Annotated in this window: 29 protein-coding genes and 1 pseudogene; 10 read left to right on the forward strand and 20 right to left on the reverse strand. The window is 68.1% G+C overall.

Annotation, left to right across the window (positions count from 1 at the left end; translation table 11 throughout):
• Positions 1–6: 6 nt before the first annotated feature.
• On the forward strand, positions 7–186 hold the full coding sequence (locus IE160_RS06695; protein WP_179871925.1) for a hypothetical protein: 180 nt from the start codon (positions 7–9) through the stop codon (positions 184–186).
• Between the two features lie 42 nt (positions 187–228).
• Here IE160_RS06695 and IE160_RS06700 read toward each other — a convergent pair whose 3' ends face one another.
• Positions 229–717, reverse strand: coding sequence for a dihydrofolate reductase family protein (locus IE160_RS06700; protein ID WP_191150589.1), 489 nt, complete (start codon positions 715–717; stop codon positions 229–231).
• Here IE160_RS06700 and IE160_RS12540 point away from each other — a divergent pair.
• A pseudogene (locus IE160_RS12540) lies at positions 718–855 on the forward strand (helix-turn-helix transcriptional regulator); the annotation flags it as partial.
• Between the two features lie 142 nt (positions 856–997).
• On the opposite strand, the gene IE160_RS06705 reads toward IE160_RS12540, so the two are convergent.
• The gene (locus IE160_RS06705; RefSeq protein WP_191150590.1) at positions 998–1,627 is read right to left on the reverse strand and encodes a cation efflux transmembrane domain-containing protein; all 630 of its coding nucleotides are present in this window, start codon (positions 1,625–1,627) and stop codon (positions 998–1,000) included.
• Positions 1,628–1,694: 67 nt separating this feature from the next.
• Between IE160_RS06705 and IE160_RS06710 the strand changes: the two genes are divergently transcribed.
• Both IE160_RS06710 and IE160_RS06715 read left to right on the forward strand, forming a co-directional pair.
• The gene (locus IE160_RS06710; protein ID WP_179871927.1) at positions 1,695–2,057 is read left to right on the forward strand and encodes a DUF2200 domain-containing protein; all 363 of its coding nucleotides are present in this window, start codon (positions 1,695–1,697) and stop codon (positions 2,055–2,057) included.
• Between the two features lie 3 nt (positions 2,058–2,060).
• Complete coding sequence (locus IE160_RS06715) at positions 2,061–2,438, forward strand: YchJ family protein (protein ID WP_191150591.1); 378 nt, start codon at positions 2,061–2,063, stop codon at positions 2,436–2,438.
• Positions 2,439–2,458: 20 nt separating this feature from the next.
• Here IE160_RS06715 and IE160_RS06720 read toward each other — a convergent pair whose 3' ends face one another.
• Positions 2,459–2,878 carry a VOC family protein gene (locus tag IE160_RS06720; RefSeq protein ID WP_191150592.1) on the reverse strand — a complete coding sequence of 140 codons (420 nt, stop codon included), beginning with the start codon at positions 2,876–2,878 and terminating at the stop codon, positions 2,459–2,461.
• 1 nt (position 2,879) lies between these two features.
• Entirely contained in the window at positions 2,880–3,944 is a 1,065-nt protein-coding gene (trpD, locus tag IE160_RS06725) for an anthranilate phosphoribosyltransferase (protein ID WP_191150593.1), read from the reverse strand.
• Positions 3,945–4,022: 78 nt separating this feature from the next.
• On the opposite strand from trpD, the gene ctaE reads away from it, so the two are divergent.
• From ctaE to qcrB, 4 genes are all read left to right on the forward strand, one after another.
• A complete protein-coding gene (ctaE, locus tag IE160_RS06730; protein ID WP_191150594.1) occupies positions 4,023–4,652 on the forward strand; it encodes an aa3-type cytochrome oxidase subunit III in 630 nt (209 codons plus the stop codon).
• A gap of 63 nt (positions 4,653–4,715) precedes the next feature.
• Positions 4,716–5,516 carry a cytochrome bc1 complex diheme cytochrome c subunit gene (qcrC, locus tag IE160_RS06735; RefSeq protein ID WP_191150595.1) on the forward strand — a complete coding sequence of 267 codons (801 nt, stop codon included), beginning with the start codon at positions 4,716–4,718 and terminating at the stop codon, positions 5,514–5,516.
• A 33-nt stretch (positions 5,517–5,549) separates the two neighbouring features.
• Positions 5,550–6,614, forward strand: coding sequence for a cytochrome bc1 complex Rieske iron-sulfur subunit (gene qcrA, locus IE160_RS06740; protein ID WP_191150596.1), 1,065 nt, complete (start codon positions 5,550–5,552; stop codon positions 6,612–6,614).
• A complete protein-coding gene (gene qcrB, locus IE160_RS06745; protein WP_502708733.1) occupies positions 6,611–8,233 on the forward strand; it encodes a cytochrome bc1 complex cytochrome b subunit in 1,623 nt (540 codons plus the stop codon). The genes qcrA and qcrB overlap by 4 nt, the downstream gene beginning before the upstream one ends.
• 57 nt (positions 8,234–8,290) lie before the next feature.
• Here qcrB and IE160_RS06750 read toward each other — a convergent pair whose 3' ends face one another.
• The 7 genes from IE160_RS06750 to IE160_RS06780 all read right to left on the reverse strand — a co-directional run bounded on the left by IE160_RS06750 (position 8,291) and on the right by IE160_RS06780 (position 14,594).
• Positions 8,291–9,040 (reverse strand): SurA N-terminal domain-containing protein, encoded by a 750-nt coding sequence (locus IE160_RS06750; RefSeq protein ID WP_191150597.1) that lies wholly within the window; start codon positions 9,038–9,040, stop codon positions 8,291–8,293.
• 91 nt (positions 9,041–9,131) lie between these two features.
• On the reverse strand, positions 9,132–9,560 hold the full coding sequence (locus IE160_RS06755) for a GNAT family N-acetyltransferase (RefSeq protein ID WP_191150598.1): 429 nt from the start codon (positions 9,558–9,560) through the stop codon (positions 9,132–9,134).
• 1 nt (position 9,561) lies between these two features.
• The gene (gene ctaF, locus IE160_RS06760) at positions 9,562–9,978 is read right to left on the reverse strand and encodes an aa3-type cytochrome oxidase subunit IV (RefSeq protein ID WP_191150599.1); all 417 of its coding nucleotides are present in this window, start codon (positions 9,976–9,978) and stop codon (positions 9,562–9,564) included.
• A 10-nt stretch (positions 9,979–9,988) separates the two neighbouring features.
• Positions 9,989–11,725, reverse strand: coding sequence for an aa3-type cytochrome oxidase subunit I (gene ctaD / locus IE160_RS06765; RefSeq protein ID WP_191150600.1), 1,737 nt, complete (start codon positions 11,723–11,725; stop codon positions 9,989–9,991).
• 6 nt (positions 11,726–11,731) lie between these two features.
• Positions 11,732–12,595, reverse strand: a complete 864-nt coding sequence (ctaC, locus tag IE160_RS06770) for an aa3-type cytochrome oxidase subunit II (protein WP_152583497.1) — start codon at positions 12,593–12,595, stop codon at positions 11,732–11,734.
• A gap of 167 nt (positions 12,596–12,762) precedes the next feature.
• Positions 12,763–13,110, reverse strand: a complete 348-nt coding sequence (locus tag IE160_RS06775) for a HesB/IscA family protein (RefSeq protein WP_152583498.1) — start codon at positions 13,108–13,110, stop codon at positions 12,763–12,765.
• 56 nt (positions 13,111–13,166) lie between these two features.
• Positions 13,167–14,594: a dipeptidase gene (locus IE160_RS06780; RefSeq protein WP_179871934.1), complete on the reverse strand. Its 1,428-nt coding sequence runs from the start codon at positions 14,592–14,594 to the stop codon at positions 13,167–13,169.
• Between the two features lie 46 nt (positions 14,595–14,640).
• Between IE160_RS06780 and IE160_RS06785 the strand changes: the two genes are divergently transcribed.
• Positions 14,641–15,243 (forward strand): DUF3043 domain-containing protein, encoded by a 603-nt coding sequence (locus tag IE160_RS06785; protein ID WP_224744389.1) that lies wholly within the window; start codon positions 14,641–14,643, stop codon positions 15,241–15,243.
• Here the strand turns inward: IE160_RS06785 and IE160_RS06790 are convergent.
• Genes IE160_RS06790 through hisD form a run of 3 tightly spaced genes read right to left on the reverse strand, consistent with a single transcriptional unit; the run spans position 15,240 to position 18,150 of the window.
• Positions 15,240–16,304, reverse strand: coding sequence for a quinone-dependent dihydroorotate dehydrogenase (locus IE160_RS06790; protein WP_224744390.1), 1,065 nt, complete (start codon positions 16,302–16,304; stop codon positions 15,240–15,242). The genes IE160_RS06785 and IE160_RS06790 overlap by 4 nt on opposite strands.
• A 4-nt stretch (positions 16,305–16,308) precedes the next feature.
• Entirely contained in the window at positions 16,309–16,776 is a 468-nt protein-coding gene (gene nrdR / locus IE160_RS06795) for a transcriptional regulator NrdR (RefSeq protein ID WP_152583502.1), read from the reverse strand.
• Between the two features lie 60 nt (positions 16,777–16,836).
• Positions 16,837–18,150: a histidinol dehydrogenase gene (gene hisD, locus IE160_RS06800; protein WP_224744391.1), complete on the reverse strand. Its 1,314-nt coding sequence runs from the start codon at positions 18,148–18,150 to the stop codon at positions 16,837–16,839.
• 67 nt (positions 18,151–18,217) lie between these two features.
• On the opposite strand from hisD, the gene IE160_RS06805 reads away from it, so the two are divergent.
• The gene (locus tag IE160_RS06805) at positions 18,218–18,727 is read left to right on the forward strand and encodes a flavin reductase family protein (protein WP_191150603.1); all 510 of its coding nucleotides are present in this window, start codon (positions 18,218–18,220) and stop codon (positions 18,725–18,727) included.
• An 11-nt stretch (positions 18,728–18,738) separates the two neighbouring features.
• On the opposite strand, the gene dnaE is transcribed toward IE160_RS06805, so the two are convergent.
• From dnaE to IE160_RS06835, 6 genes are all read right to left on the reverse strand, one after another.
• A complete protein-coding gene (dnaE, locus tag IE160_RS06810; protein ID WP_191152003.1) occupies positions 18,739–22,200 on the reverse strand; it encodes a DNA polymerase III subunit alpha in 3,462 nt (1,153 codons plus the stop codon).
• A gap of 135 nt (positions 22,201–22,335) precedes the next feature.
• A complete protein-coding gene (locus tag IE160_RS06815) occupies positions 22,336–23,259 on the reverse strand; it encodes an RluA family pseudouridine synthase (RefSeq protein WP_224744393.1) in 924 nt (307 codons plus the stop codon).
• 49 nt (positions 23,260–23,308) lie between these two features.
• Positions 23,309–24,109 (reverse strand): DivIVA domain-containing protein, encoded by an 801-nt coding sequence (locus IE160_RS06820; RefSeq protein ID WP_191150605.1) that lies wholly within the window; start codon positions 24,107–24,109, stop codon positions 23,309–23,311.
• A gap of 125 nt (positions 24,110–24,234) precedes the next feature.
• Positions 24,235–24,531, reverse strand: coding sequence for a YggT family protein (locus tag IE160_RS06825; protein WP_224744394.1), 297 nt, complete (start codon positions 24,529–24,531; stop codon positions 24,235–24,237).
• Positions 24,532–24,592: 61 nt separating this feature from the next.
• Positions 24,593–25,069 carry a cell division protein SepF gene (locus IE160_RS06830; RefSeq protein WP_191150606.1) on the reverse strand — a complete coding sequence of 159 codons (477 nt, stop codon included), beginning with the start codon at positions 25,067–25,069 and terminating at the stop codon, positions 24,593–24,595.
• A 31-nt stretch (positions 25,070–25,100) separates the two neighbouring features.
• Positions 25,101–25,781 carry a YggS family pyridoxal phosphate-dependent enzyme gene (locus IE160_RS06835; RefSeq protein WP_191150607.1) on the reverse strand — a complete coding sequence of 227 codons (681 nt, stop codon included), beginning with the start codon at positions 25,779–25,781 and terminating at the stop codon, positions 25,101–25,103.
• Positions 25,782–25,784: the final 3 nt, after the last annotated feature.

Here is a 25,784-nt window from a genome sequence, read left to right on the forward strand (position 1 = left end):
ACGCTCATGAACACCTCCCCTGACTTCGGACCGTTCGCCGCACTGGGAATCCTGGGCTTCCTGCTGTGGCTCGTCTTCACCGCCGGCATCATCGTGCTGTCGGTGTGGATCACCTACACGGTGATCTGGCGCGCCGTGCGCCGAGGGATGCGTGAGTTCTACTCACAACGTCCTGAACTCCGATAGTCGTCGACACGGCGCACAGGGGCACTGCCGGGTCGGCGACGACTACAGCGTGGTCGCGGGCACGCAGCGCTCTGCGCGCGCACCCGAGGCGAAGCGCGTCGTGCCGATGAGTCGCAGGTCGAGCGGCGCGGCGAGACCCTCGAACAGCCGTGGCCCGTGACCCACGAGCGTCGGGTAGACGACGAACTCGTACTCGTCGATGAGGCCTGCGTCGGCGAGAGCAAGCGGCAGCGCGACGCCGCCCACGTAGAGCCCCTCCCCTGGTTGCTGCTTCAGCATCCTGATTGCGTCCACTGGATCGCCGGTGCGCAGCTCCGTGCTCCAACCATCCGGCTCGCGCGTGCTCGATACGAGGTACTTCTTGGCCGCGGTGATCGACTCCCGGAACGGTCGCATCCACGCGGGCAGTTCCTCCGCGGTGCACCAGAACTCCATGAGCTCGTAGGTCGTGCGGCCGAGGATGATCGCGTCGGCACGGGCGATCGTCTGCGCGGCGTGCTGGTGGGACTCCTCGTCGGGGCGGCCCGCCATGTGGTCGATGCAGCCGTCGAGCGAGACGTTGATGGAGTACCGGAGGGGTATCGCCTGCGGCGGATGTTCTCGTCGCTCGCCGGCATGCCGCTCTCCGAGTACATCCGGCGGCGCCGGATGACCGTGGCCGCGGCCGAGCACGAGCGCCTCACGGCACTGAGCTCGGCCGATCCGCGAGGACTTCTCCCGGTGAGCGCCGACGTCGCCCCGACTTCGCGTCGTCGACGTGCGAGCTATGGCTGCCGCTCGAGAGCGCCTGACGAGTGCGCTGGCGATGACGTCAGTCGTCGAGGTCGCCGAGCACGGCGACGGATGACTCGAGTTCGCCGCCCCGCCAGGCTTCGAGCCCTTCGCGCACGGCGAGGGCGGCGATCACGAGGGCCGCGACGGCGTCCGCCCACCACAGCCCGAACAGGCTGTTGGCGAGGAGCCCCACGAGCGCGGCGCCCGAAAGGTACGTGCACAGCAGCAGCTGCTTCGCGTCTGCCTGCACGCTGGCCGAGCCGAGCTCACGACCCGTGCGCGTCTCGACCCACGCGAGCAAAGGCATGACGAGGAGGCTCAGCAGCGCGATGCCGATGCCCCACGGGCTCTCTTCGGGCCGCTCCCCCGTCACGAGGCTCAGGACGGCGTCGATCACGAGGTAGCCCGCCAGGAGGAAGAACGCGACAGCGATCGCTCGTACAGCGGATCTCTCCCAGCGCTCCGGATCCTTGCGGGTGAACTGCCACGCGACCGCGATCGCCGAGAGCGTCTCGATGACCGAGTCGAGCCCGAAGCCGATGAGCGCGGCCGACCCGGCGACCGTACCCGCAGAGATCGCGATGATGGCCTCGACCACGTTGTAGACGATCGTGAAGCCGACGACCAACCTCACCCGTCGGCGCAAGCGTTCACTGCGGGTCAGCATGCGTCGACAGTACTGCGCTCTCGCCGCTGCATCACAGCTGTGAGCCCTGCCCGCTAGCATGTCTGGCATGGCCACCGCACCCGCAACCCTCGAGCGGGTCGCCCGCATGACCGTCGCGACCGTGTACCCGCTCTACGTCGCGAAGCTTGAGCGCAAGGGCCGCACTAAGGCCGAGCTCGACGAGGTCATCACGTGGCTGACCGGGTTCGACAACGCGACGATCGCACGGTATGTGAGCGAGGAGGCGACGTTCGCCGAGTTCTTCGAGCAGTCACGGTTCAACCCGAACGCATCGCTCATCACCGGCGTGATCTGCGGCGTGCGAGTCGAAGAGATCGAAGAACCCCTCATGCAGCGGGTGCGCTACCTCGACAAGCTCGTCGACGAGCTCGCCAAGGGAAAGGCAATGGAGAAGGTGCTGCGGAACTGACACATGCCGACGCGCTGTCCCTGCCTCAGCGGGCTGCCCTACGACGAGTGCTGTGGCCGACTGCACCGCGAAGACTCGCACGCTGCGACCGCCGAGCAGCTCATGCGCTCGCGCTTCAGCGCCTTCGCGGTCGGTGACGCCGAGTACCTGCTCGCCACGTTGCATCGCTCGACGCGCCCGCCAGCTCTCGAACTCGATCCCGAACTGCGCTGGTACCGACTCGACATCCTCGGTTTGAGTGCCGGTGGGCCGCTCGATCGCGAGGGCAGGGTCGAGTTCGAAGCGTTCTACCGCTCCCCCGCCGGCGCCGGGTCTCAGCGCGAGAACAGCAGCTTCCTCCGCGAGGACGGACGTTGGTACTACGTGTCTGCATTGGACTGAGGCTGGTACGAGAGGAGCGCTCAGCGGTCCGTACGCACCGAAGGGCCTCCGCCGAGCTCCTGGAAGAGGGTGAGCTCGACCCCGTCCGGCGCGATCAGTCGGGCGTTGAGCGATTTCCACGGCGTCTCGCGTGCCGACGCGACGACGGTGGCGCCAGCCTCCTGTAGCTCGGTGCTGACACCGACAGAGTCGTCGACCTCGACGGCGACGCGCAACGGCGGGCTGTGATGCCCGTCGGTCTCGATGCGGTCGATGAGGTCGACCTGCGCGGCGTTGGCGAGCTCGAGCGTCGCGCGCCCCACCTCGAGAATCATGACGCGGGCATCCCCCTTGCCCTCGAAAGCGGCCGTCTCCTCGAGACCGAGCGCGTCGCGCCAGAAGGCGACCGCGGCGTCGTAGTCGTCCACCTGGATGACCAACCGAAGCTGACGCGCACTCATCTCAGGCACGCCCCGACTGCGTCGCGTGGGCCCACGCGTCGAGCTTCGCCGCGGCGCGCCCCGAGTCCACCGCGTCGGCCGCGACCGCGAGCTGCTCCCCCAGACGCTCGACGAGCGGCCTGCGCACCTGATCGGGATCCTGCGCGAGGGCGAACGAGACGAGCCCCGCTGCCGCGTTGAGCAGCACGATGTCACGCACCGGGCCCGACTCCCCTGCGAGCACCGCGCGAGCTAGCCCCGCGTTGTGCTCCGGCGTCGACCCCAGCAGGTCGTCGATCTGCGCGGTCGCGATGCCCAGGTCGCTGGGGTCGAGGTCGTGCTCCGTCACCGAGCCGCGCGAGACCTCCCACACGTGCGAGTGCCCCGTCGTCGTGAGCTTGTCGATGCCGTCATCACCGCGGTACAGCAGTGCCGTCGCGCCGCGCGTGCGGAACACGCCGACCATGAGCGGAACGCGGTCGAGATGAGCGACTCCGACGGCCGACGCCTCCGGGCGGGCCGGATTGCACAGCGGGCCGAGAATGTTGAAGACGGTGGAGACGCCGAGCTCGCGGCGCGCCGGGCCAGCGTGGCGGAACCCGGGGTGGAAGGTCGGCGCGTGCAGGTAGGTGAGCCCCACCTCGTCGAACACGCGCGCAACCCCCTCCGGGTCGAGCTCGAGGTCGATGCCGAGCACACCGAGCACATCCGAGGCGCCCGAGGCCGAGCTCGCACCCTTGTTGCCGTGCTTGGCGACGGGCACGCCCGTCGCCGCCACGACGATCGACGCGATCGAGGAGACGTTCACGACGGCGCCGTACGGGTCGCCCCCGGTTCCCACGATGTCGAGGACCATGGGCGGGATGCTCACCTCGCGTGCATGCGCGAGCGCAGCATCCCGGAACCCCACGATCTCGTCGACCGTCTCGCCCTTCGCGCGCAACGCGACGAGGAAGCCGGCGAGCTGCGCCTCGGTGACCTCCCCCGACATGACCTGGCGCATCGCCCAGGAGGCGTCGGCGATCGAGAGATCCTCGCGCTCGAGGAGTCTCGTGAGCAAAGTCGGCCAGGTGAGCGTCGCGGGCATGCGCCCAGGCTACTGAATAGGTGTCATTGGGCATGTCGGCGGACCCGAACCATCAGAATCATCGGTCATAATGGGTGGGTGACCAGCACCTCTCTCTCCAGCTCGCTCAGCGCGCCCACGATCAACCGACCGAACGTCGTCGCCGTGGGCACGATCGTCTGGCTGGGCAGCGAAGTCATGTTCTTCGCCGGCCTGTTCGCCATGTACTTCACTCTCAGGTCGACCTCCCCCGACCTGTGGACGGCGGGGACGGAGAAGTTCAACATCCCCTTCGCCGCGACGATCACGACGATCCTGGTGCTCTCATCGGTCACCGCCCAGTTCGGCGTGTTCGCCGCCGAGCGCCTGCAGCCGCGCCGCACCGGCTGGAAGCCCACGCAGTGGGGCATGATCGAGTGGTTCTTCCTCACCTACGCCATGGGGGCTGTGTTCGTCGCCGGCCAGGTGTACGAGTACTCGGTGCTCGTGAGCGAGTTCGTCACGCTCAACTCTGACGCCTTCGGCTCGGCCTTCTACCTCACGACCGGCTTCCACGGCCTGCACGTCACCGGCGGCCTCATCGCCTTCCTCCTGGTGATCGGCCGCGCATATGCCGTGAAGACCTTCACACATCGGGATGCGACCAGCGCGATCGTGGTCTCTTATTACTGGCACTTTGTCGACGTGGTCTGGATCGGCCTGTTCCTCGTCATCTACATCCTGCAATAACCGCAGCGCCCCTCACCTCTTCGACGAGACGCCCCCTACAGACGAAACGAGACGCAGCACACCATGGCATTCACCTCCGCAGCATCCCCCCGTCGGGCCGGTCGCCGCAGCCCCCTGGCCACCACCGCTCTGCTCGTGGTGGGGCTGCTCGCCACGGGAGGCGTCTACGCACTCGTCACCACGTCCGCTACGGCGGAGACGCGCGCGGCGAGTGCCGAGCTCGTCGATGAAGGCGGCAAGCTCTTCGCCGCCAACTGCGCCAGCTGCCACGGCCTCGCGGCCGAAGGAACCGCTGCGGGTCCGAGCCTCATCGGCGTCGGGGCCCTCGCCGTCGACTTCCAGGTCGGTACCGGGCGCATGCCCATGGCCGCCTCCGGCCCCCAGGCCGAGGTCAAGCCCGTGCAGTTCACCCAGGAGCAGACCGACGCCATGGCCGCGTGGGTCGCCGAGCTCGCCGCCGGCCCCGCGATCCCCGCGGACCGCTACATCGCCGGCGATGGCGACGCGGCCAACGGTGCCGAGCTCTTCCGCATCAACTGCGCCATGTGCCACAACGTCGCCGGCGCGGGCGGCGCGCTGACCGAAGGCAAGTGGGCGCCAGGGCTCTCGAACATCGATCCCGTGCACGTCTACGCGGCCATGGTCACCGGCCCCCAGAACATGCCGGTCTTCAGCGACCTCAACCTCTCACCCGAGGACAAGAACGACATCATCACGTACCTGCGGTACATCGATGAGAACCCGTCGGTCGGCGGTTTCGACCTCGGCAGCCTCGGCCCGGTCTCCGAGGGTCTCTTCATCTGGATCTTCGGCCTCGGAGGACTCGTCGCGGTGACGATCTGGCTCACCGCCAAGTCCAACTGAGCCGCGACACGCACCTGACGAAAGGATTTGGCAATGGCGGAGGTTCACGACGGAGCCGCGGGCTCGGAGGTCGAGAAGCACGAGAGCGCAGCGCCCACGCCGGCGACTGCGGTCGTGCGTGCTGATCGCATCCCCAACCCCGGCTTCCCGCCGGAGCGCCTGAGGGTCACCGATCTCGACCCGAAGAAGGAGAAGCAGGCCGAGCGCACGGTCAGCGGCCTCTTCCTGCTCTCCATCGTCGGCAGCATCATCGCCGTCGTCGCGTACATCGTCTTCCCCATCGAGGAGGGCAACCCGGGCTCGGTCCGCCTCAACAACCTCTTCCTCGGCGTGGGCATCACCCTCGGCCTCCTCGGCATCGGCATCGGTGCCGTGCACTGGTCGAAGGCGCTCATGCACGGCCACGAGCTCGTCGAGCAGCGCCACCCCACGCGCGGCAGCGACGAATCGCGCACGCGCGCCGTCGAGATCTTCCGCGAGTCCAACAAGGAGTCGGGCTTCACGCGTCGCAGCCTCGTGCGCAACACCCTCATCGGCGCCCTCGTCGCCACCCCGATCCCCGCGGTCGCCCTGTTCCGCGACCTCGCACCCGCGGAGGACCCGATCGCGCTTCTCAAGCACACGATGTGGGAGGAAGGCACGCGCCTCGCCCTCGACCCGTCGGGAGTGCCGATTCGCGCGTCGGACGTGACGATCGGCTCCGTGTTCCACGTCATTCCGGAAGGCCTCGCCGAGCTCGAGTCGCACCGGTTGGAGGAGAAGGCGAAGGCCGCCGTGCTCCTCATGCGCCTCCCTCCCGACGAGCTCAACATCCGCGAGGGCCGCGAGACGTGGTCGTACGACGGCATCGTCGCCTACTCCAAGATCTGCACGCACGTGGGTTGCCCCGTTGCGCTGTACGAGCAGCAGACGCACCACCTGCTGTGCCCCTGCCACCAGTCCCAGTTCGACGTCGCGAACCACTGCGAGGTCATCTTCGGACCGGCGGCACGCCCTCTTCCCCAGCTCCCGATCACTGTGGACGACGAGGGTTACCTGGTCGCGCGACGCGACTTCGAAGAACCTGTGGGACCGAGTTTCTGGGAGCGTGAACTGTGAGCACCACTGCCACTGCACCCGCCGCCGGGTCGACCGAGGCCGCGCCGTCGCGCGGCATGCGGTTCACCGGCTGGGCGGCGAACTACGTCGATGAGCGGACGAGTGCGTCCACGGCCGTCAAGGCCCTGGGGCGCAAGATCTTCCCCGACCACTGGTCGTTCATGCTCGGCGAGGTCGCTCTCTACAGCTTCATCGTCATCCTCCTGAGCGGCACCTTCCTGACCTTCTTCTTCGACCCCTCGATGACCGAGGTCGAGTACGAGGGCTCCTACCTGCCGCTCAACGGCATTCCGATGTCCGTCGCCTACGCGACCTCGCTCGACATCTCATTCGAGATCCGCGGCGGACTCCTCATGCGCCAGGTGCACCACTGGGCCGCGCTGCTGTTCGTCGCCTCCATCGGCCTGCACATGCTGCGCGTGTTCTTCACGGGGGCCTTCCGCAAGCCGCGCGAGCTCAACTGGATCGTCGGCTTCCTGCTCTTCGTCATGGCGATGGCTCTCGGCTTCACGGGCTACTCGCTCCCGGACGACCTCCTCTCGGGCAACGGCCTGCGCATCATCGACGGCATGATCAAGGCAGTCCCGGTCGCCGGCGGCTGGATCTCCTACCTGCTGTTCGGCGACGAGTTCCCCGGAACCGACATCATCCCGCGCCTCTACGTGCTCCACATCATGCTGCTGCCGGCGATCACCATCGCTCTCATCGGCATCCACATGGTCCTGCTCGTGGTCAACAAGCACACGCAGTTTGCCGCGCCGGGCCGCACGAACGACAACGTCGTGGGCGCCCCCGTCATGCCGGTGTTCGCCGCCAAGGCTGGAGGGTTCTTCTTCATCGTCTTCGGCGTCATCGTGCTCATCGCATCGTTCTTCACGATCAACCCGATCTGGAACTACGGTCCGTACGACCCCTCCCCTGTCTCGGCCGGCACCCAGCCGGACTGGTACATCGGCTTCGCGGACGGCGCCCTGCGTCTGATCCCGTCGAACCTGGAGTCGGTCATCTTCGGCTACACCTGGTCGTGGGGCGTGCTCATCCCCCTCGTCGGCCTCGTGCTGTTCCTCGCGGTCGTCGCGCTCTACCCGTTCCTTGAGGCGTGGGTGAGCGGAGACAAGCGCGAGCACCACATCGCCGAGCGCCCCCGCAACGCTCCCGCACGCACCGCGATCGGCGCTGCCGGCGTCGTGTTCTACGCCGTGCTGTGGGCTGGTGCGAGCTCAGACCTCATCGCGACGCACTTCCGACTGTCGATCGAGGGAGTCATCCTCGCCCTGCAGATCCTCGCGATCGCGGGCCCGATCATCGCGTATCTCGTCACCAAGCGCGTGTGCCTCGCCCTGCAGCGCAAGGATCGCGAGATCGCCCTGCACGGGTTCGAGTCAGGACGCATCGTGCGCCTGCCCGGAGGCGAGTACATCGAAGTCCACGAGCAGCTCGACGACTACGAGCGCTGGAAGCTCGTGAGCTACGAGGAGTACCAGCCGCTCATGGTGCGGCCGGATGACAAGGGCCGCATCACGGTCCGCCAGCGCGTGCGCGCCGGGCTCTCTCGCTGGTTCTTCGAAGACCGCATCGCGCCCGTCACGGCGCGCGAGCTCGAGGAGCAGAAGCACTAGTCACGCATCGCAAGAAGGGGGTTCCCGCGCACCGCGCGGGAACCCCCTTCTTCCTGTCTAGACGAAGAACTCCAGCTCGACCTCGTCACGCAGCGAGGCGACGAGCCGTTCCACGATGAGCGACCGCTCTTCGGCCGCTGCCTGCTGCTGCAGCTGATCGCGCACATCCTCGAAGGGTGGGATCTCCTCCGCGGCCGCGCCCGACGCCTCCTGCTGGGCGAGGACGGCTTCGTAGAGCTCGCGCAGTTCGCCCTCCGTGTACGTGAGCTCACCGACCTCGGCGGCGATGACCGCGTCGATCGTGGCCTGAGCGGCGAGTTCCTCACGCGCCTGCTCCTCATTCAGGCCCTGCTCGGCGAACAGGTCGAACAGCCCCTCCACGGAGCCCAGCTGGTTCTGCGCCGCCAGCGTCTCCGCGAGGCGTTCGACATCGGCCTCCGACGCCATGATCCCCTCTCGTTCCGCTTCCCGCTCGAGCAGCTCGACGGTGACGATGTTCTCCGCCACCTCGCGCTGCAGAGCCGACTCATCGACGGGCACACCGGTCTGTTGAGCCTGCAGCGATGCTTGCGCATGCTGAGACGAGTACGCCTGCAGGAAGTCCTCCCTCGAGATCGGCTCGCCGTCGATCTCGGCCACGACCTCAGGAATGCTCGCCAGGTCGGGCGCCCCACTCTCCTGCTGCCGACTGGACGACTCGTCCTTCGAAGCGCTGTCCTCGTCCGTGGTCGCCGTCGTGCATCCGGAGATGCCGATCAGGGCAAGAGCGGCTCCCGCCGCCCACACGGTGGTCGTTCGTCTGGTCATGCCATCGTCCCTTCGCCCGCGTGCAAAGGGACGACTCTACGAGGATGCGCCTTGGTGAAGACTGAGGAGGCGCGAGAACCGCAGGAGTCGCCTAGAAGACGCGTCGCATGTACTCGGCATTCTGCGTGTAGCCGAGTCGATCGTAGAAGCCACCGGCTCGCCGAGCGGCGACAGTGAGCTGACGTACGCCACGGCGCATGCACTCCGCCTCGACGGCATGCACGAGCTGCGTACCCAGATCCTGGCCGCGCACCGCCTCGTCCACGGCGATCTCCTGCAACTGGGCCGAGAGTCCGTTGGTCGACAGAAGGCGGGCGACCGTCGTGAGTGCGTAGCCGCTCACCGCCCCTTCGTCGTCCTCGACCACGTAGAGAAAGGCGCCCGAGTCGTCGGCTCCTTCGACGAGCGCCGCGAAGCTCTCGTCAAAGGCCGCGCGAACCGGCACGAAGGCCGCCCCGAGCTGACGCACGAGCGCGAACACCGCGTCCGCATCAGCGGAGGCCGCGGAACGTACGGTCATGTCAGCGCCCGAAGTTGCCGCGGTAGTACTCGTACACCCAGCCCACGAGGGCGATGAGAGCGATCACGACCGCGTAGCCCACGATCCAGAAGTCGATCGCGAGGCCCAGGAAGACCAGTGCCGCACCGCCGGCGAGCAGGACGGGCCACCAGCTCCACGGCGGGAAGAAGCCCTGCTCGGCGTCGCCGTCATCAATGTCGGCGTCACCACGGTCCTCCGGCAGCTCGCCACCCTGATTGCGGTAGACGAGTCTCAAGTAGAAGGCGATGAACACCGAGAGCACGGCGCACAGGCCCAGAGCCACAGCGCCGACCCACTCGACCTGGCCGGTGTCGAGAATCGACCATCCCACGTAGATCGCGGTCAGGGCGACGAAGAAGACCAGCAGGATCCAGAACAGGTTGATGTTCGTCTTCATGTCGGGCCGCTCACTTCACCTTGTCGTCGCTGATGTCGTACGTGTCTGCATCCGGGGCGTCCTTCGCCGGACCGATCCCCATGGGCATTCCCGCCTCCGGGTGGTTGAGATCGAACGCCGGCGACTCCGAGCGGATGCGCGGGATCGAGGAGAAGTTGTGCCGCGGCGGCGGGCAGCTCGTCGCCCACTCGAGCGAGCGGCCGTAGCCCCACGGGTCGTTGACCGTCACCTTCGGGGCGCGACGCGCGGTGATGTACACGTTGAGGAGGAACGGGATCATCGACGCCGCGAGCAGGAATGAGCCGAAAGTCGACAGCTGGTTCATCCAGGTGAACCCGTCTTCGACGAGATAGGTCGCGTAGCGGCGGGGCATGCCCACGACTCCGAGCCAGTGCTGCACCAGGAACGTCGCGTGGAAGCCGATGAACAGGGTCCAGAAGTGGATGTGGCCGAGACGCTCGTTGAGCATCTTGCCCGTCCACTTGGGCCACCAGAAGTAGAAGCCGGCGAACATCGCGAACACGACGGTGCCGAACACCACGTAGTGGAAGTGGGCGACCACGAAGTAGGAGTCGGAGACAGCGAAGTCGAGCGGTGGCGAGGCGAGGATGACGCCCGTGAGCCCGCCGAATACGAAGGTTACGAGAAACCCGAGCGCCCACACGATCGGTGTCTCGAAGGTCACCGAGCCGCGCCACATCGTGCCGATCCAGTTGAAGATCTTCACACCCGTCGGCACGGCGATGAGCATCGTCATGAGCGAGAAGAACGGCAGCAGCACCGAGCCGGTCACGTACATGTGGTGGGCCCACACCGTGATCGAGAGCGCCGCGATCGCGATCGTCGCGTAGACGAGCGTCTTGTACCCGAAGATCGGCTTGCGGCTGAATACGGGGAAGATCTCGGAGACGATGCCGAAGAAGGGTAGAGCGATGATGTATACCTCTGGGTGCCCGAAGAACCAGAATAGGTGCTGCCAGAGGATCGCTCCTCCCGTCGCCGCATCGAATACGTGCGAGCCGAACATCCGGTCGGAGCCGAGGGCGAAGAGAGCCGCGGCGAGCACCGGAAACGCCATGAGGACGAGCAACGAGGTCACGAGGGTGTTCCACGTGAAGATCGGCATGCGCCACATCGTCATGCCCGGAGCGCGCATCGTAATGATGGTCGTGATGAAGTTCACAGCGCCGAGGATGGTGCCGAACCCGCTGAGGATGAGCCCAAAAACCCACATGTTGCCGCCGAGTCCCGGGGTGAAGGTCTGGGAAGACAACGGTGCGTACGCGAACCATCCGAACGAGGCCGCACCCTGCGGCGTCAGGAATCCCGCAACGGCGATGAGCGAGCCGAAGGAGTACAGCCAGTACGCGAAAGCGTTCAGGCGCGGGAAGGCGACATCAGGAGCGCCGATCTGGAGGGGCATGAGCACGTTCGCGAAGCCCGCGAAGAGCGGCGTCGCGAACATGAGGAGCATGATCGTGCCGTGCATCGTGAACAGTTGGTTGTACTGCTCCTTGGTGGCGACGACCTCGAGGCCCGGCGCGAAGAGCTGAACGCGAATGACAAGCGCCAGCACGCCGCCGATGAGGAAGTACACGAACGACGTGATCAGGTACATATATCCGATGGTCTTGTGATCGGTGGAGGTGATCCACCCGACGAAGACGTTGCCCTTGCGCCCGACGGTGGGAGATACGTGACCGGGCTCGCTCGTCGAGACGGTCGGCCTGGGTGCGGTCGTAGTCATGCCCGCCTACTCCTCTTCCGTGATGCCGGTCGTGCCCGGCAGGTTCGCGTTGGTGTTGAACTCTTCGCCGACGCTGCCGACGTTGCCCTGAGCCCGCAGGACGTCCATCTGGGCGTCGTACTCCTCCTGGGAGACGACCTCGACGTTGAACAGCATGAGCGAGTGGTACTCGCCGCACAGCTCAGCGCATTTGCCCGCGTACGTGCCCTCCTTCTGAGGGATGAAGTACCAGTAATTGGTCTTGGCGGGAATCATGTCCTTCTTGTACAGGAAATCGATGATCCAGAACGAGTGGATGACGTCGCGCGACTCGATCTTGATTTCGACCTTCTTGTCCACGGGAAGGTACAGGGTCGGTAGCGCGTCGACGTCGATCTCGTTGTTCGGGCCCGTCTCCTGAGCCTGGATGCCCTGGTAGAAGACGTCGTCGGTGATGTAGTTGAAGTCCCATGCCCAGCGCTTGCCGTAGACCTCGATCGTCACGTCGGGGTCGGCGAGCGGTGCTTCGATCTCGGCCTGGTCGCGCGCGGTGAAGGCGAAGAAGCCGAGGACGAGGATGAGGGGCACGACCGTGTAGAAGATCTCGATCGGCATGTTGTAGCGCAGCTGCACCGGCAGGCCGGTCTGGCCCTTGCGGCGGCGATAGACGATCGCCGCCCAGATGATGAGGCCCCAGGTGATGGCGCCCACGGCCAGGAGGACGATCCAGGACGTGACCCAGAGACCGATGACACGGTCGACCTGGTTGGTCGTGCCGGGTTCGGTCGGCAGCCAGCCGAGGGTCTGCTGCGTCGTGCAGCCCGCGAGGGCGACCGTAGTGACGATCGCGAGCGGTATGGCCGTCAATCGAAGACGTCGGTTGGAGCGCACCGGTGACCTCTCGAGCTGGGGAGCGGGGAACCGTTTCAGTCTATGTCACCGCGCCCTGCGGAACCGCCCTGCGACGCTCCGAGATGACTGCCAAACCGGTGCACGAACGACAGAAGGGCACCCTCATCAGATGAGGATGCCCTGCTCTCGGGTCTGGCGGGAGAGCCTCAGTGGAAGCTGTCTCCGCACGCGCAGCTGCCGCCCGCGTTCGGGTTGTCGATCGTGAAGCCCTGCTTCTGGATCGTGTCTTCAAAGTCGATCGAGGCGCCTTCGAGGTAAGGGACGCTCATCTTGTCGACGACGACCTCGACACCATCGAAGTCACGACGGCTGTCGCCGTCGAGCATGCGCTCGTCGAAGTACAGCTGGTAGATGAGCCCCGAGCAGCCGCCGGGCTGCACGGCGAGGCGCAGACGGAGGTCGTCGCGACCCTCCTGCTCGAGCAGCGAGCGGACCTTCGCGGCGGCCGCGTCGGTGAGCGAGACGCCGTGCGTGCTGGTCATCGTGTCGGTCATGAGACCTCCTAGGTATCGGGAAAGCTGACCCTCAGTGTACGCCTCTCCCCCGCGCGCTACGGCAGACTCACGGCTCCGTCCAGGCGCGCCAGCAGGAGAGCCTCAGTGAGGATCGCCCGGTGGAACACACCGAGGTGGAGCGACTCGTTGGGACTGTGCGCCCGCGTCTCCGGATCCTCCACGCCCGTCACGAGCACCTGAGCCTCGGGGAAGGTCTGCGCGAGCTGCGCGATGAAGGGGATCGAGCCGCCGACGCCCGTGAGCTGCGGCGTCTCGCCCCACGCCTCCTCCATGGCCGTGAGCACGTCGTCGACGGCCCAGCCCGAGGTGTCGACGAGGAAGGGGTTGCCGAGATCGACCGCCGAGAACGTCACGTGCGCCCCGAACGGCGTGCGTGCTCGGATGTGGCGCTCGATCGCCATGAAGGCTTCCCGCGCGGATTGGCCCGGCGCGACGCGGCAGCTGATCTTGACGGTCACCGAGGGCAGCAGGGTGTTGGACGCGTTCTGCACACTCGGCGCATCGATACCCGTCACCGTGATGGCGGGTTGCGCCCAGAGCCGGTGCAGGATCTCGCCGCGGCCGATCGACGAGACTCCCTCGAGAAGAGCCGCATCCTCACGGAGACGCACCTCCGTGAAGGGCGGCACCTCCTGGGTGTGCGAGGTGAGGCCCTCGACCGCTACGGCGCCATCATCGTCGTGAAGGCTCGCGAGCACGCGCACCAGGGCGAGCATCGCATCGGGCGCGGCGCCACCGAGCATGCCCGAGTGGGATGCATGGCCGAGGGTGGAGACGGTAAGCTGGAAGGCCGTGTTGCCGCGCAGGCCGATGGTGAGCGAAGGCGTCGTCGTCGTCCAGTTGTCGGAGTCGGCGACCACGATGACGTCCGCCGCGAGGAGCTCTCGATGCGCGGCGAGCATCGCCTCGAACGATCGTGACCCGAACTCCTCCTCGCCCTCGATGAAGACGACGAGACCGAGGTCGGGGTCAGAGCCCTGCACCTCCAGGAGCGCGCGGATCGCGGCAACGTGTGCGAGCACGCCCGCCTTGTCATCGGCGGCCCCGCGCGCGTAGAGCCGGTCACCGCGCAGGGTAGGCTCGAAGGGGGGCGACTGCCAGTCCCCCTCCTCCCCCGGGGGCTGCACGTCGTGGTGCGCGTAGAGCATGACGGTCGGGCGACCCCCTCGGGGCTCCCGGCGGGCGAGAACCGCGGGCTGACCCAACTCACCCGAGCCTGGCAGCGGAGCGCGCTCGATCGTGACCGTGTCGAACACGCCGAGATCGGTCAGGAGCGCGGCGACCGTCTCCGCCGACTCCTGGACGTGGCGGGGATCGAAGCCGTCCCACGACACCGAGGGGATGCGCACGAGCCTCGAGAGGTCGGCGATCGCCGCGGGGAGTCCGTCGCGCACGGCATCCGTGAGCCGCTCGCGGATCTCGGTCGGGGTCGACGGGCGGGCAGGACGAGCGTCGGAGGTCATGCCGGTAATCTTAAGACCCTGCCCCACAACGGAAGGATGTGCCCCCGTGGCCGCCCGAGACAAGACGAACGCCGAACCCACCGGCTCCGAGCAGGCGAGCGCCGACGCCGTCGAGCAGAACCCTGGCCCAGCATCCACGAGCAAGGGTCGCCCCACCCCGACGCGCAAGGAGCGCGAAGCAGCCCGCAAGCGCCCCCTCGTGCCCGACGACCGCCGCCAGGCCCGCAAGGAGGCTCGCGCGAAGATGAACGCCGCGCGCGAGCGCGCCCGCATCGGCATGGCGGCCGGTGAGGAGCGCTACCTGCCGCAGCGCGACAAGGGGCCGCAGCGCAAATTCGTGCGCGACTACGTGGACGCCCGCACGAGCCTCGGCGAGTTCCTCATTCCCGTCATGTTCCTCGTGATCATCGCGACCTTCATCCCCTCTCTCGAGGCGCAGACCATCTCGATCCTCGTGCTGTGGGGGTTCTTCCTCGTCGCCATCATCGACTCGGTCGCGCTCTCGTGGCTCGTCAAGCGCAAGCTGACGAAGAAGTTCGGCTCCGCCGAGAAGGGTGTCGGGTTCTATGCCGGCATGCGCGCTCTGCAGCTGCGCGTGCTGCGCCTGCCCAAGCCCCAGGTCAAGCGCGGCGAGTTCCCGGTCGTCTAGGTCGACGAGGCCTGGTCGGCCGGAACGGGCCTGCGCAGCCGCGCCAGGCCGCGCGTGATGCTCCGGGCCCACAGCGGCCCGCGGTAGAGGAAGGCCGTGTAGCCCTGCACGAGCGTGGCACCGGCGTCGAGGCGCTCCGCGACGTCCTCCGCCGTGTCGACGCCGCCGACCGAGACGACGCAGAACTCCGCGGGCACGGCGGCCCGCACGCGTCGCAGCACGGCGAGTGAGCGCGCGGCGAGCGGTGCACCGCTCAGCCCGCCCTCCTCCGCCGCCGCGACCAGCTCCGGGTTCGACCGCAGCCCGGTGCGCTCGATGGTCGTATTGGTCGCGATGACGCCGGCGAGGCCCACCTGCACGGCGAGATGCGCGAGCTCGTCGATCGCCGCGTCGTCGAGGTCGGGGGCGATCTTTACGAGGACAGGCGTCGACCCGGCCTCCGCGAGCACGCACCGCAGGAGAGGCTCGAGTCGGTCGCGATCCTGGAGGCCGCGCAGACCCGGCGTGTTGGGCGAGCTCACGTTGACGGCGAGGTAGTCGGCGACGGGTGCCAGGAGGCGGGCGGAGGTGCGGTAGTCCTCGAGCGCGTCCTCGACGTCGACCACGCGGCTCTTGCCGAGGTTGGCGCCGATCACGGGCCGTCGAGTGCGTGACCTCTCCCGTCGCAGTCGCTCCGCGGCCTGCGCTGCACCACGGTTGTTGAAGCCCATGCGGTTGACGACCGCGCGGTCAGCGATCAGGCGGAACAGCCGCGGGCGCGGGTTGCCCTCCTGCGGTATCGCGGTGACGGTGCCGATCTCGATGTGGTCGAACCCGAGCGCGTACAGGCCCCGGATGCTCCGCGCATCCTTGTCGAAGCCCGCAGCCATGCCGAACGGGGAGTCGAAGCGCAGCCCGAGCGCGTCGACCGCGAGAGACGGGTCGGGACGCGTCGCCCTGCGCACGAGGCGCGTGAGACCGAGCCGAGGTATGGCGCGGATCGCGGCGACGGCGAGGCCGTGGGCGCGCTCCGGGTCGAGTCGTGCGAGCACGCCGCGGAAGACAAGGTCGTAGAGCGTCACGCGCTCAAGCCTCCGCCGCGCGAGCCGCATCCTCGCGTCGCAGCCGCGCGATGGCCTCCTCGAAATCATCGAGGTTCTCGAAAGCCTGGTAGACGCTCGCGAACCGCAGGTAGGCGACCTCGTCGAGCTCGCGCAAGGAGGGAAGGATCGCAAGACCGATGTCGTTGGCGTCGAGCTGGGAGGCACCCGTCGCTCGCAGCGTCTCCTCCACGCGCTGAGCGAGCAGGGCGAGGTCGGCGTCGGTGACGGGCCGACCCTGGCAGGCCTTGCGAACGCCGGTCACGATCTTCTCGCGCGAGAAGGGCTCGGCGATGCCGCTGCGCTTCGTGACCGTGAGGCTCGCCGTCTCGGTCGTGCTGAAGCGCTTGCCGCACTCCGGGCACTGCCGTCGCCGGCGGATCGCCAAGCCGTCGTCGCTCGTGCGCGAGTCGATGACGCGAGTGTCGGAGTGCCGGCAGAAGGGGCAGTGCATGGTGGGACCAGCCTAGTGGAGCCCGCAGCGCTGCTCGGAGTACCAGGACTGCTCGGCGAATCAGTCGTGCTCGGGGAAGCGCGCCCGCACGGCATCGCCGTGAGCAGGTAGCTGCTCGGCGGCGCTCAGCTGCAGCACGTGGTCAGCGACCTCGGCGAGAGCATCGCGGGAGTACTCGACGATCTGCTGAGGCCGCAGGAAGGTCGAGGCACTCAGGCCCGCTGAGAAGCGCGCGTGCCCGCCCGTCGGCAGGACGTGGTTCGAGCCCGCGACGTAGTCGCCGAGACTCACCGGAGTGTGGTCGCCGACGAAGATGGCTCCAGCGTTCGTGAGCAGCTGCAGGATGGTCGCGGAATCGCGCACGTGCACCTCGAGGTGCTCGGGTGCATAGGCGTTGCTGAACGCCGCCGCCTGCGCCAGGTCGTCGACGAGCACGATCGCCGACTGCGGGCCGTCGAGCGCCGTCGCGACCCGGTCGTGGTGATGGGTGGAGGCGACAGCCTCCGGGAGCGCGTGCCGGACGGCGTTCGCGAGCGACTCGTCGGCGGTCACGAGCACGCTGCCGGCAAGCTCGTCGTGCTCGGCCTGGCTGATGAGGTCGGCGACGACGAGCGCGGGCGACGCGCTCCCATCCGCGATGATGAGGATCTCGGTCGGCCCGGCCTCGGAGTCGATGCCGACGGCGCCCTGCACGGCACGCTTGGCCGTCGCGACGTACAGGTTTCCGGGGCCGGTGATGACCTGCACGGGCTCGAGGCCGATCTCAGCGACACCGTAGGCGAGCGCCGCGATCGCGCCAGCGCCGCCCATCGCATAGACCTCGTCCACACCGAGCAGCGCGGCAGCAGCGAGGATCGTCGGGTGCACGGAACCGCCGAAGGCGGACTGCGGCGGCGAGGCGAGCGCGATCGAGGGGACCCCCGCGACCTGGGCGGCCACGACATTCATCACGACGCTCGAGGGGTAGACGGCCTTGCCGCCGGGCACGTAGAGGCCCACGCGATCGACGGGCTGCCAGCGCTGCACGATGCGCGCACCGGGAGCGACCTCGGTGACGCGCTGCTCGGGCACCTGCGCTGCTGAGGCTGCGCGCACCCTCTCGATCGCGACCTCGAGTGCCGTCCGCACACCTGGCTCGAGAGAGTCGAGAGCGCTCGCGAGAGCGGTGGCCGGCACGCGCACCGACGCCGGACGCACGCGGTCGAAGCGCTCCGCCTGCGCGAGAAGAGCATCCTCACCGCTCTCGCGCACCTCCGCGATGATCGCCGCGACGGCGTCGACGGCGGAGCCGACATCGCTCGTCGACCGCGGAACGAGGGCCAGCAGCTCGGCGGTCGAGAGCTCACGGCCGCGCAGATCAAGAGTCGTCATCATGGCGCCATCATGCTATCCGGCCCCGAACCGGGAATACCTCGGAGCCGGCGTGGTTGAGTGGGGTGTGATGACTGAGACCAAGGACACCGCCGACAGCACGGGCTTCGACGCCTTTGCGCAGGCATTCCGGCGCCACGCGGCCGGCGTCGCGGCGATCACCGCGCTCGACGCGAGCGGACGCCCGGTCGGGTTCACCGCGACCTCGCTCGCCTCCCTCGCCGCCGCTCCGCCGCTCGCCACCTTCAATATGGCGCGCATCGCGAGCTCCTGGCCGGCAGTCGAGCAGACCGACCACGTCATCATCCACATGCTGGGTGCCCGCAACAAGGGTCTCGCCCAGAAGCTCGCCGCCGACCACGACGAGCGCTTCATCGGCGATCATTGGGCGCCCGGCCCCCTGGGCCTCCCCCTCCTGCAGGACGTGACGGCGTGGATGCTCGGGCGCATCGTCGCCCGCGTGCCCGTCGAGGCGAACGCCATGATCGCCGTGCAGATCCTGGAGGGAGCGCTCGGCGAGCCCGACGAGGCCCTGCTCTACCACGAGCGCGAATACCGCACGCCGGGCGACCCCGCGTAGTCCCGCGCTGCTCAGGCGAGGGCGCGAGGGCCGAGAAGGCTCTTGACCTCGCCGAAGAAGCCCGCGCTCGGATCGACGCGGTGCGGCAGCTCGAACACTCGCGCCGTGTCGTCCCGCAGCAGGCGCAGCCGCACCTCCGTGCCGCCGCGGTGGCGGCCGAGCACCGAGTCCAGCTCGCTCAGCACGTCCACCGTCGCCCGCGCCTCACGCAGGGTGAGCACGAGCGGGCCCGTGTCGGTCGGCAGACCCAGATCAGGCAGCTGCAGCGAGTTCGCGTGCAAGGAGACGCCGTCGTCCCGATGGTTCACGCGGCCGCGGATCACGACGATCGTGTCTGAGGCGAGCCGAGCACCGAACTCCTGGTGCGTCTTGCCGAGGAACATCACCGAGACGTCCCCGCCGAAGTCCTCCACGACGACGGTCGCGTACGGGTTGCCCGACTGCCGCGCCACCTTGTGCTGCACGTTCGTGATGAGGCCCGCGATCGTCACCTGCTCGCCGTCCGCCGGCGGGTTCTCGTTGAGCTCGGCGATGCTCGTTCCGGCGAGGCGCGCGAGCTGCTGCTCGAGCCCCGCGAGGGGATGATCCGAGACGTAGAGGCCCAGCATCTCGCGCTCGAACGCCAGCTTGTCCTTCTTGGCCCACTCCGGTCGGTCGGGTACGTGCTCGGAGGACTGGTCCGCCTCCTCGAAGAGCGAGTCGAAGTCGAAGCCGATGTCACCGGCCTCCTCCGCGCGCTTCTCCTTCACGGCGGCCTCGACAGCACTCTCATGGATCTCCACGAGAGCGCGACGGGTCGACCCGAGGGAGTCGAACGCGCCCGCCTTGATGAGCGACTCGATCGCGCGCTTGTTGGCGACCGGGCCCGGAACCTTCTTGAGGAAGTCGTAGAAGCCGGTGAAGCGCCCCTTCTCCTCGCGCGCCCGGCGGATGCCGTCCACAACGTTGTTGCCGACGTTGCGCACGGCGCCGAGTCCGAAGCGGATGTCGTCGTCGACGGCCGCGAAGAAGCCGATCGATTCGTTGACGTCGGGCGGCAGCACCGTGATGCCCATGCGGCGGCACTCGTTGAGGTAGATCGCGAGCTTGTCGCGCGAGTCTCCGACACTCGTCAGCAGGGCCGCCATGTACTCCGCCGGGTAGTGCGCCTTGAGGTACGCCGTCCAGTAGGACACGACACCGTAGGCGGCGGAGTGGGCCTTGTTGAAGGCGTAGTCGGAGAACGGGACGAGGATCTCCCACAGGGTCTTCGTCGCCTCCGCCGAGTACCCGTTGGCGGCCATGCCCGCCTCGAAGCCCTCGTACTGCTTGTCGAGCTCCGACTTCTTCTTCTTGCCCATGGCGCGACGCAGCAGATCGGCTTGCGCGAGCGTGTAGCCCGCAAGCTTCTGCGCGATCGCCATGACCTGCTCCTGGTAGACGATGAGGCCGTAGGTCGTGCCGAGCACCTCCTCGAGGGGCTCGGCGAGCTCCGGGTGGATCGGCGTGATCGGCTGTCGGCCGTTCTTGCGCAGCGCGTAGTTCGTGTGGGAGTCGGCCCCCATCGGCCCTGGCCGGTAGAGCGCCAGGACAGCGGAGATGTCTTCGAAGTTGTCAGGCTTCATCTGCCGCAGGAGCGAGCGCATCGGCCCGCCGTCGAGCTGGAAGACTCCGAGGGTGTCTCCCCGCGCCAGCAGCTCGTACGCACCTGGGTCGTCGAGGGCGAGGTCCTCCAGCACGAGGCGCTCGCCGCGGTTGCTCTCGATGTTGTCGAGCGCGTCGTCGATGATCGTGAGGTTGCGCAGCCCCAGGAAGTCCATCTTGATGAGCCCGAGAGACTCGCACGCCGGGTAGTCGAACTGCGTGACGATCTGGCCGTCCTGCTCGCGCTTCATGATGGGGATGATGTCGATGAGCGGCTCGCTCGACATGATCACGCCGGCGGCATGGACGCCCCACTGCCTCTTGAGGTTCTCGAGCCCGAGCGCCGTGTCGAACACTCGTCGCGCCTCGGCGTCGGTCTCGATCACGGCACGGAAGTCGTTCGCCTCCTTGTAGCGATCGTCGTTCTTGTCGAAGATTCCCGAGAGCGGCATGTCTTTGCCCATGACGCTCGGCGGCATGGCCTTCGTGAGCTTCTCGCCCATGCCGAAGGGGAACCCGAGCACGCGCGAGGAGTCCTTGAGCGCCTGCTTCGCCTTGATCGTGCCGTATGTGACGATCTGGGCGACGCGCTCGTCTCCGTACTTCTGCGTCACGTAGCGGATGACCTCGCCGCGTCGGCGGTCGTCGAAGTCGACGTCGAAGTCCGGCATCGAGACGCGGTCGGGGTTGAGGAAGCGCTCGAACAGGAGCCCGTGCTGGATGGGGTCGAGATCGGTGATGCGCAGCGCGTAGGCCGCCATCGACCCTGCGCCGGAACCGCGACCCGGGCCGACGCGGATGCCGTTCTCCTTCGACCACGTGATGAAGTCGGCGACGACGAGGAAGTAGCCGGCGAATCCCATCTGCGCGATGATGCCGATCTCGTAGTCGGCGCGCGCCCTGACCTCGTCGGGGATGCCCCCGGGATAGCGCTGCGCGAGCCCCGCGTCGACCTCCTTCACGAACCAGGAGTCCTCAGACTCGCCCTCCGGAACGGGGAACCTCGGCATGTAGTTCGCGCCCGTGTCGAAGCGCGTGTCGACGCGCTCGGCGATGAGGAGGGTGCTGTCGCAGGCCTCGGGGTGGTCGCGGAAGAGCTCGCGCATCTGCGCCGGCGTCTTGAGGTAGAACTCGTCTGCGTCGAACTTGAAGCGATTGGGGTCGTCGAGGGTGCTTCCCGACTGCACGCACAGCAGCGCGGCGTGCGAGCTCGCGTCGCCCGCGTGCGTGTAATGCAGATCATTGGTGGCCACGAGCGGCAGCCCGAGGTCCTTCGCGAGGCGGATCAGGTCGCCCATGACGCGACGCTCGATGCCGAGCCCGTGATCCATGATCTCGACGAAGTAGTTGTCGCGTCCGAAGATGTCACGAAACTCAGCCGCGGCCTCGACGGCCTTCTCGTACTGACCGAGGCGGAGGCGGGTTTGCACCTCGCTGCTGGGGCAGCCCGTCGTCGCGATGACGCCCTTACTGTAGCGGGTGAGGAGGTCGCGATCCATCCGCGGCTTGAAGTAGTAGCCCTCGATCGAGGCGAGGGACGACATGCGGAAGAGGTTGTGCATGCCCTCCGTGGTCTCGGCGAGGAGCGTGATGTGCGTATAGGCACCCGCTCCCGAGACGTCGTCCTCGCCACCGTTGCCCCAGCGCACGCGCGTCTTGTCGGTGCGGTGCGTGCCCGGCGTGAGATACGCCTCCGTGCCGATGATCGGCTTCACGCCCGCCTCGGTCGCGGTGCGCCAGAAGTCGAACGCGCCGAACATGTTGCCGTGGTCGGTGACCGCGAGAGCGGGCATGCCCTGCTGCGCCGCCTCGGCCACGAGGGGGGCGACACGCGCTGCGCCGTCCAGCATCGAGTACTCGCTGTGCACGTGAAGGTGGACGAACGAGTCGGCTCGAGGGGTCACGGCGTCTTTCGGGTCGAGGCGGGTCGGCGGATCCTCAGTCTAGATCGACGCCGCCGACCGGCGGGCGCATCCCGGGGCGCGTCACGACTCCCGCAGAGCATCGAGGGCCCGCTGCAGGTCGAGCGGGTACTGCGAGCGGTACGAGACGGCCTCGCCGCTGCCGGGATGCTCGAACCCCAGCTGCATCGCGTGCAGCCACTGGCGGCTCAGGCCGAGGCGTTCGCTCAGCACCGGATCTGCTCCGTACATGGCGTCGCCGACGCAGGGGTGGCGCTGCGCGGCCATGTGCACGCGGATCTGATGGGTGCGCCCGGTCTCGAGATGCACCTCGAGGAGGGACGCCGCGCGAAACGCCTCGAGCGTGTCGTAGTGGGTGATCGAGGGCTTGCCGCCGGCGACGACGGCGAACTTCCACGCCGAGCTCGGGTGCCGGCCGATCGGCGCATCGATCGTGCCGGACAAGGGGTCGGGATGACCCTGCACGACTGCGTGATAGACTTTGTCGACCTCCCGATCGTGGAAAGCCCTCTTGAGCTCTCGGTAGGCGCGCTCCGACTTGGCAACGACCATGAGGCCGCTCGTGCCGGCGTCGAGTCGGTGCACGATCCCCGCCCTCTCCGCGGGACCGGAGGACGCGAGCGTGTAGCCGCCCGCGGCGAGGGCACCGAGGACCGTCGGGCCCGTCCAGCCGACCGACGGGTGCGCGGCGACGCCGACGGGCTTGTCGATGACGACGAGATCGTCGTCGTCGTGGACGATGCGCAGATCGGCGACCTCGCGAGGCTCCACCACGGGCGCGCGGCGGGGCTCCCACGTGACCTCGAGCCACGCGCCAGCCGCGAGCCGGTCGGACTTGGCCGCGATGCGGCCGTCGACGAGTGCACCGCCTGCCTCGATGATCTCGGCCGCCTGGGAGCGTGAGAAACCGAGCAGAGTGGCGAGGGCCACGTCGACGCGCTCCCCCGCCCGACCCTCAGGAACGGGAAAGGAGCGCGACTCGGTCACCGTCGCGCTCCTCTTCTCGTGCTGGTAGTGGTCGAACGACTCCTGCTGCTCAGGAGCCGTAGCCCGGGAACTGGCCCGGAGGGGGCGACTGCGGTGCGGGCTGGGACGGCGCCGAGCCCGGGTACTGCCCATACGAGGGCTGCGGGCCGGAGTCGCCGAAACCGGGGGCCGAGCCGACGGCGGCCGACGACGCCATGGCGGGCGAGGCGGGCTGGGGCGCGGAGGCCTGGGGAGCGGACGGCTGCGATGCGGCAGCCTGCTGCTGGCTCGAGCCTTCGAGCTCCTGCAGCTGGGACTGGATGTACGAGCGCAACTGGGCGCGGTACTCGCGCTCGAAGACACGGAGCTCCTCGACGCGCTGCTCGAGTGCGACGCGCTCCTGCTCGAGCGCCTGCAGCTGACCCGCTTGGGCGCTCTGCGCCTCGTTCACGATGCGGGACGCCTCGGCCTGACCCTCGGCGATGAGCTCGTCGCGCTTCTTCATGCCATCGCGCACGTGCTCCTCGTGGAGGCGCCGCGCGAGCTGCAGCAGGTTGTTCGTGTTCTCCGACTCGTCGGCCGCGGGCGCACTCGCGAGGGGAGCCGGGGCAGGTGCCGGGGCGGGCGCCGGCACGGGGGCCGAAGCGGGCGCCTCCATCGCGGCCTGCGAGCCTCCGCCGCGCTGCAGCTCGGCGATGCGGGCGTCGGCGGCGACGAGCCGCTGGCGCAACTCGTCGTTCTCCTGCGTCAGACGGCGAAGCTCGACCACGATCTCGTCGAGAAAGTCGTCGACCTCGTCCTGGTCATAGCCCTCGCGGAACTTGGTGGACTGGAAGCGCTTGTTGACGACGTCCTCGGGCGTGAGTGCCATGTGCGTCACCTCGGTACTTTCTGGAGCGAGTGGATAACGATGGGGTAACGCTAGCAACATCTCGTCACATGCGTCACACCCGCGCCACCAGAGTACAGCCGCGCGGGAGGTCTGTCAGTGCGTACTCAGCGAGCACTCACAAGAGACATCAGGATCAGCAGGACGATGAGCACGATCGTCCAGGCGAGGTCGAGCCGGATGCTGCCGATCTGGAGCGGGGGGATGACGCGGCGCACGAGCCGGATGGGCGGGTCTGTGATCGTGTAGACGACCTCCGCGAGGATCACCACCGCGCCCTGCGGGCGCCAGCCCCGGTTGAGCGCCTGGATCCAGTCGAGCACGAACCTCCCCCACATCGCGATGAACACGATGAGGAGCGCGACGTAGATGATGTTCAGGATCACGGAGAAGACGATCGGCACGTCGTTCAGTCTCTCAGGTCACGCTGAGCGTTGCGGCCTCGCCGACCGCGAGAGGCCGCGATCAGTCGTGAGCGAGGAACGACGCGTCCACATCGGGCTCGACGTCGGCCGCGTCACCACTCACTGCGACGTGGGCGGGCGAGAGGAGGAACACCTTGCTCGTCACGCGCTCGATGCGACCGTACAGGCCGATCGACAGACCGCTCGCAAAGTCGATGAGGCGCCGGGCATCCGGCTCGCTCATCTGCGTCAGGTTCATGATGACCGGGATGCCCTCGCGAAAGCTCTCGGCGATCGCCTCCGCGTCGTTGAAACGGCGCGGGTGCACCGTGAGGATCTCGTTCATGTCGTGGGACGGCGCCGAGCCGCGCGTCGACGACGGCCGCCGGAGCGGCGTGACCGGTGCGCGCTGCCCTGAGCTCGAGCTCGAGGGGGCGGCGGGCGCCGCCGATGCGTGCGCGGCGGCACTCTGCTCGTACTCGACCTCTTCGTCGGCGAGGCCCAAGTAGACCATGGTCTTGCGCAGCGGGTTGCTCATCAGTCGTCCTTACGTCGTGACGCCTCCGAGATTAACGGTCGGAGGGTCGGTTTCCGGTGATTGCGGTTCCGATCCGCAGGTGTGTCGCGCCCTCGGCGATGGCGTCGGCGAAGTCGCCTGACATGCCTGCCGAGATCTGCACGGCCTCGGGGGCGACGCGGCGCACGGCCTCCGAGTGCTCGCGCAGGCGCGCGAACGCACGCCGCGGCTCCTCCTCCCGCGGCGCGACGGCCATGACCCCGCGAAGCGTGAGGTGGTCGGAGGCCAGCACGCGCTCGGCGAGGTCAGGAAGCTGCGCAGGCTCCGCGCCGCCTCGCCCCGGGTCGTCCGTGAGATTGACCTCGAGGAAGACCTCCACCGGGGCTTCGGCGCGGTCGAGCGCACGCAGGAGCGACGAGCGATCCAGCGAGTGGATGACGCGGCAGTACTGCGTCACGGCGCGAGCCTTGTTCGACTGCAGCTGCCCGACGAAATGCCACGTGAGAGGCAGGTCGGTGAGCTCCCGAGCCTTGGGCTCGGCATCCTGGTGACGGTTCTCGCCGATGTGCTGCACGCCCAGGGCGTGCAGCTGCCGCACGAGAGCCGCGGGGTGGAACTTGGTGACGACGATGAGCGTGAGCTCCTCGCTCGAGCGTCCGGCGCTCCGAGCGGCGGCGGCGATCGACGCCGTGACGCCCTCGTAGCGCTCGCGCAGCTCCGCATCGACCTCCACGGC

Source organism: Chryseoglobus sp. 28M-23 (genome assembly GCF_014789785.1).
GTDB lineage: Bacteria > Actinomycetota > Actinomycetes > Actinomycetales > Microbacteriaceae > Microcella > Microcella indica.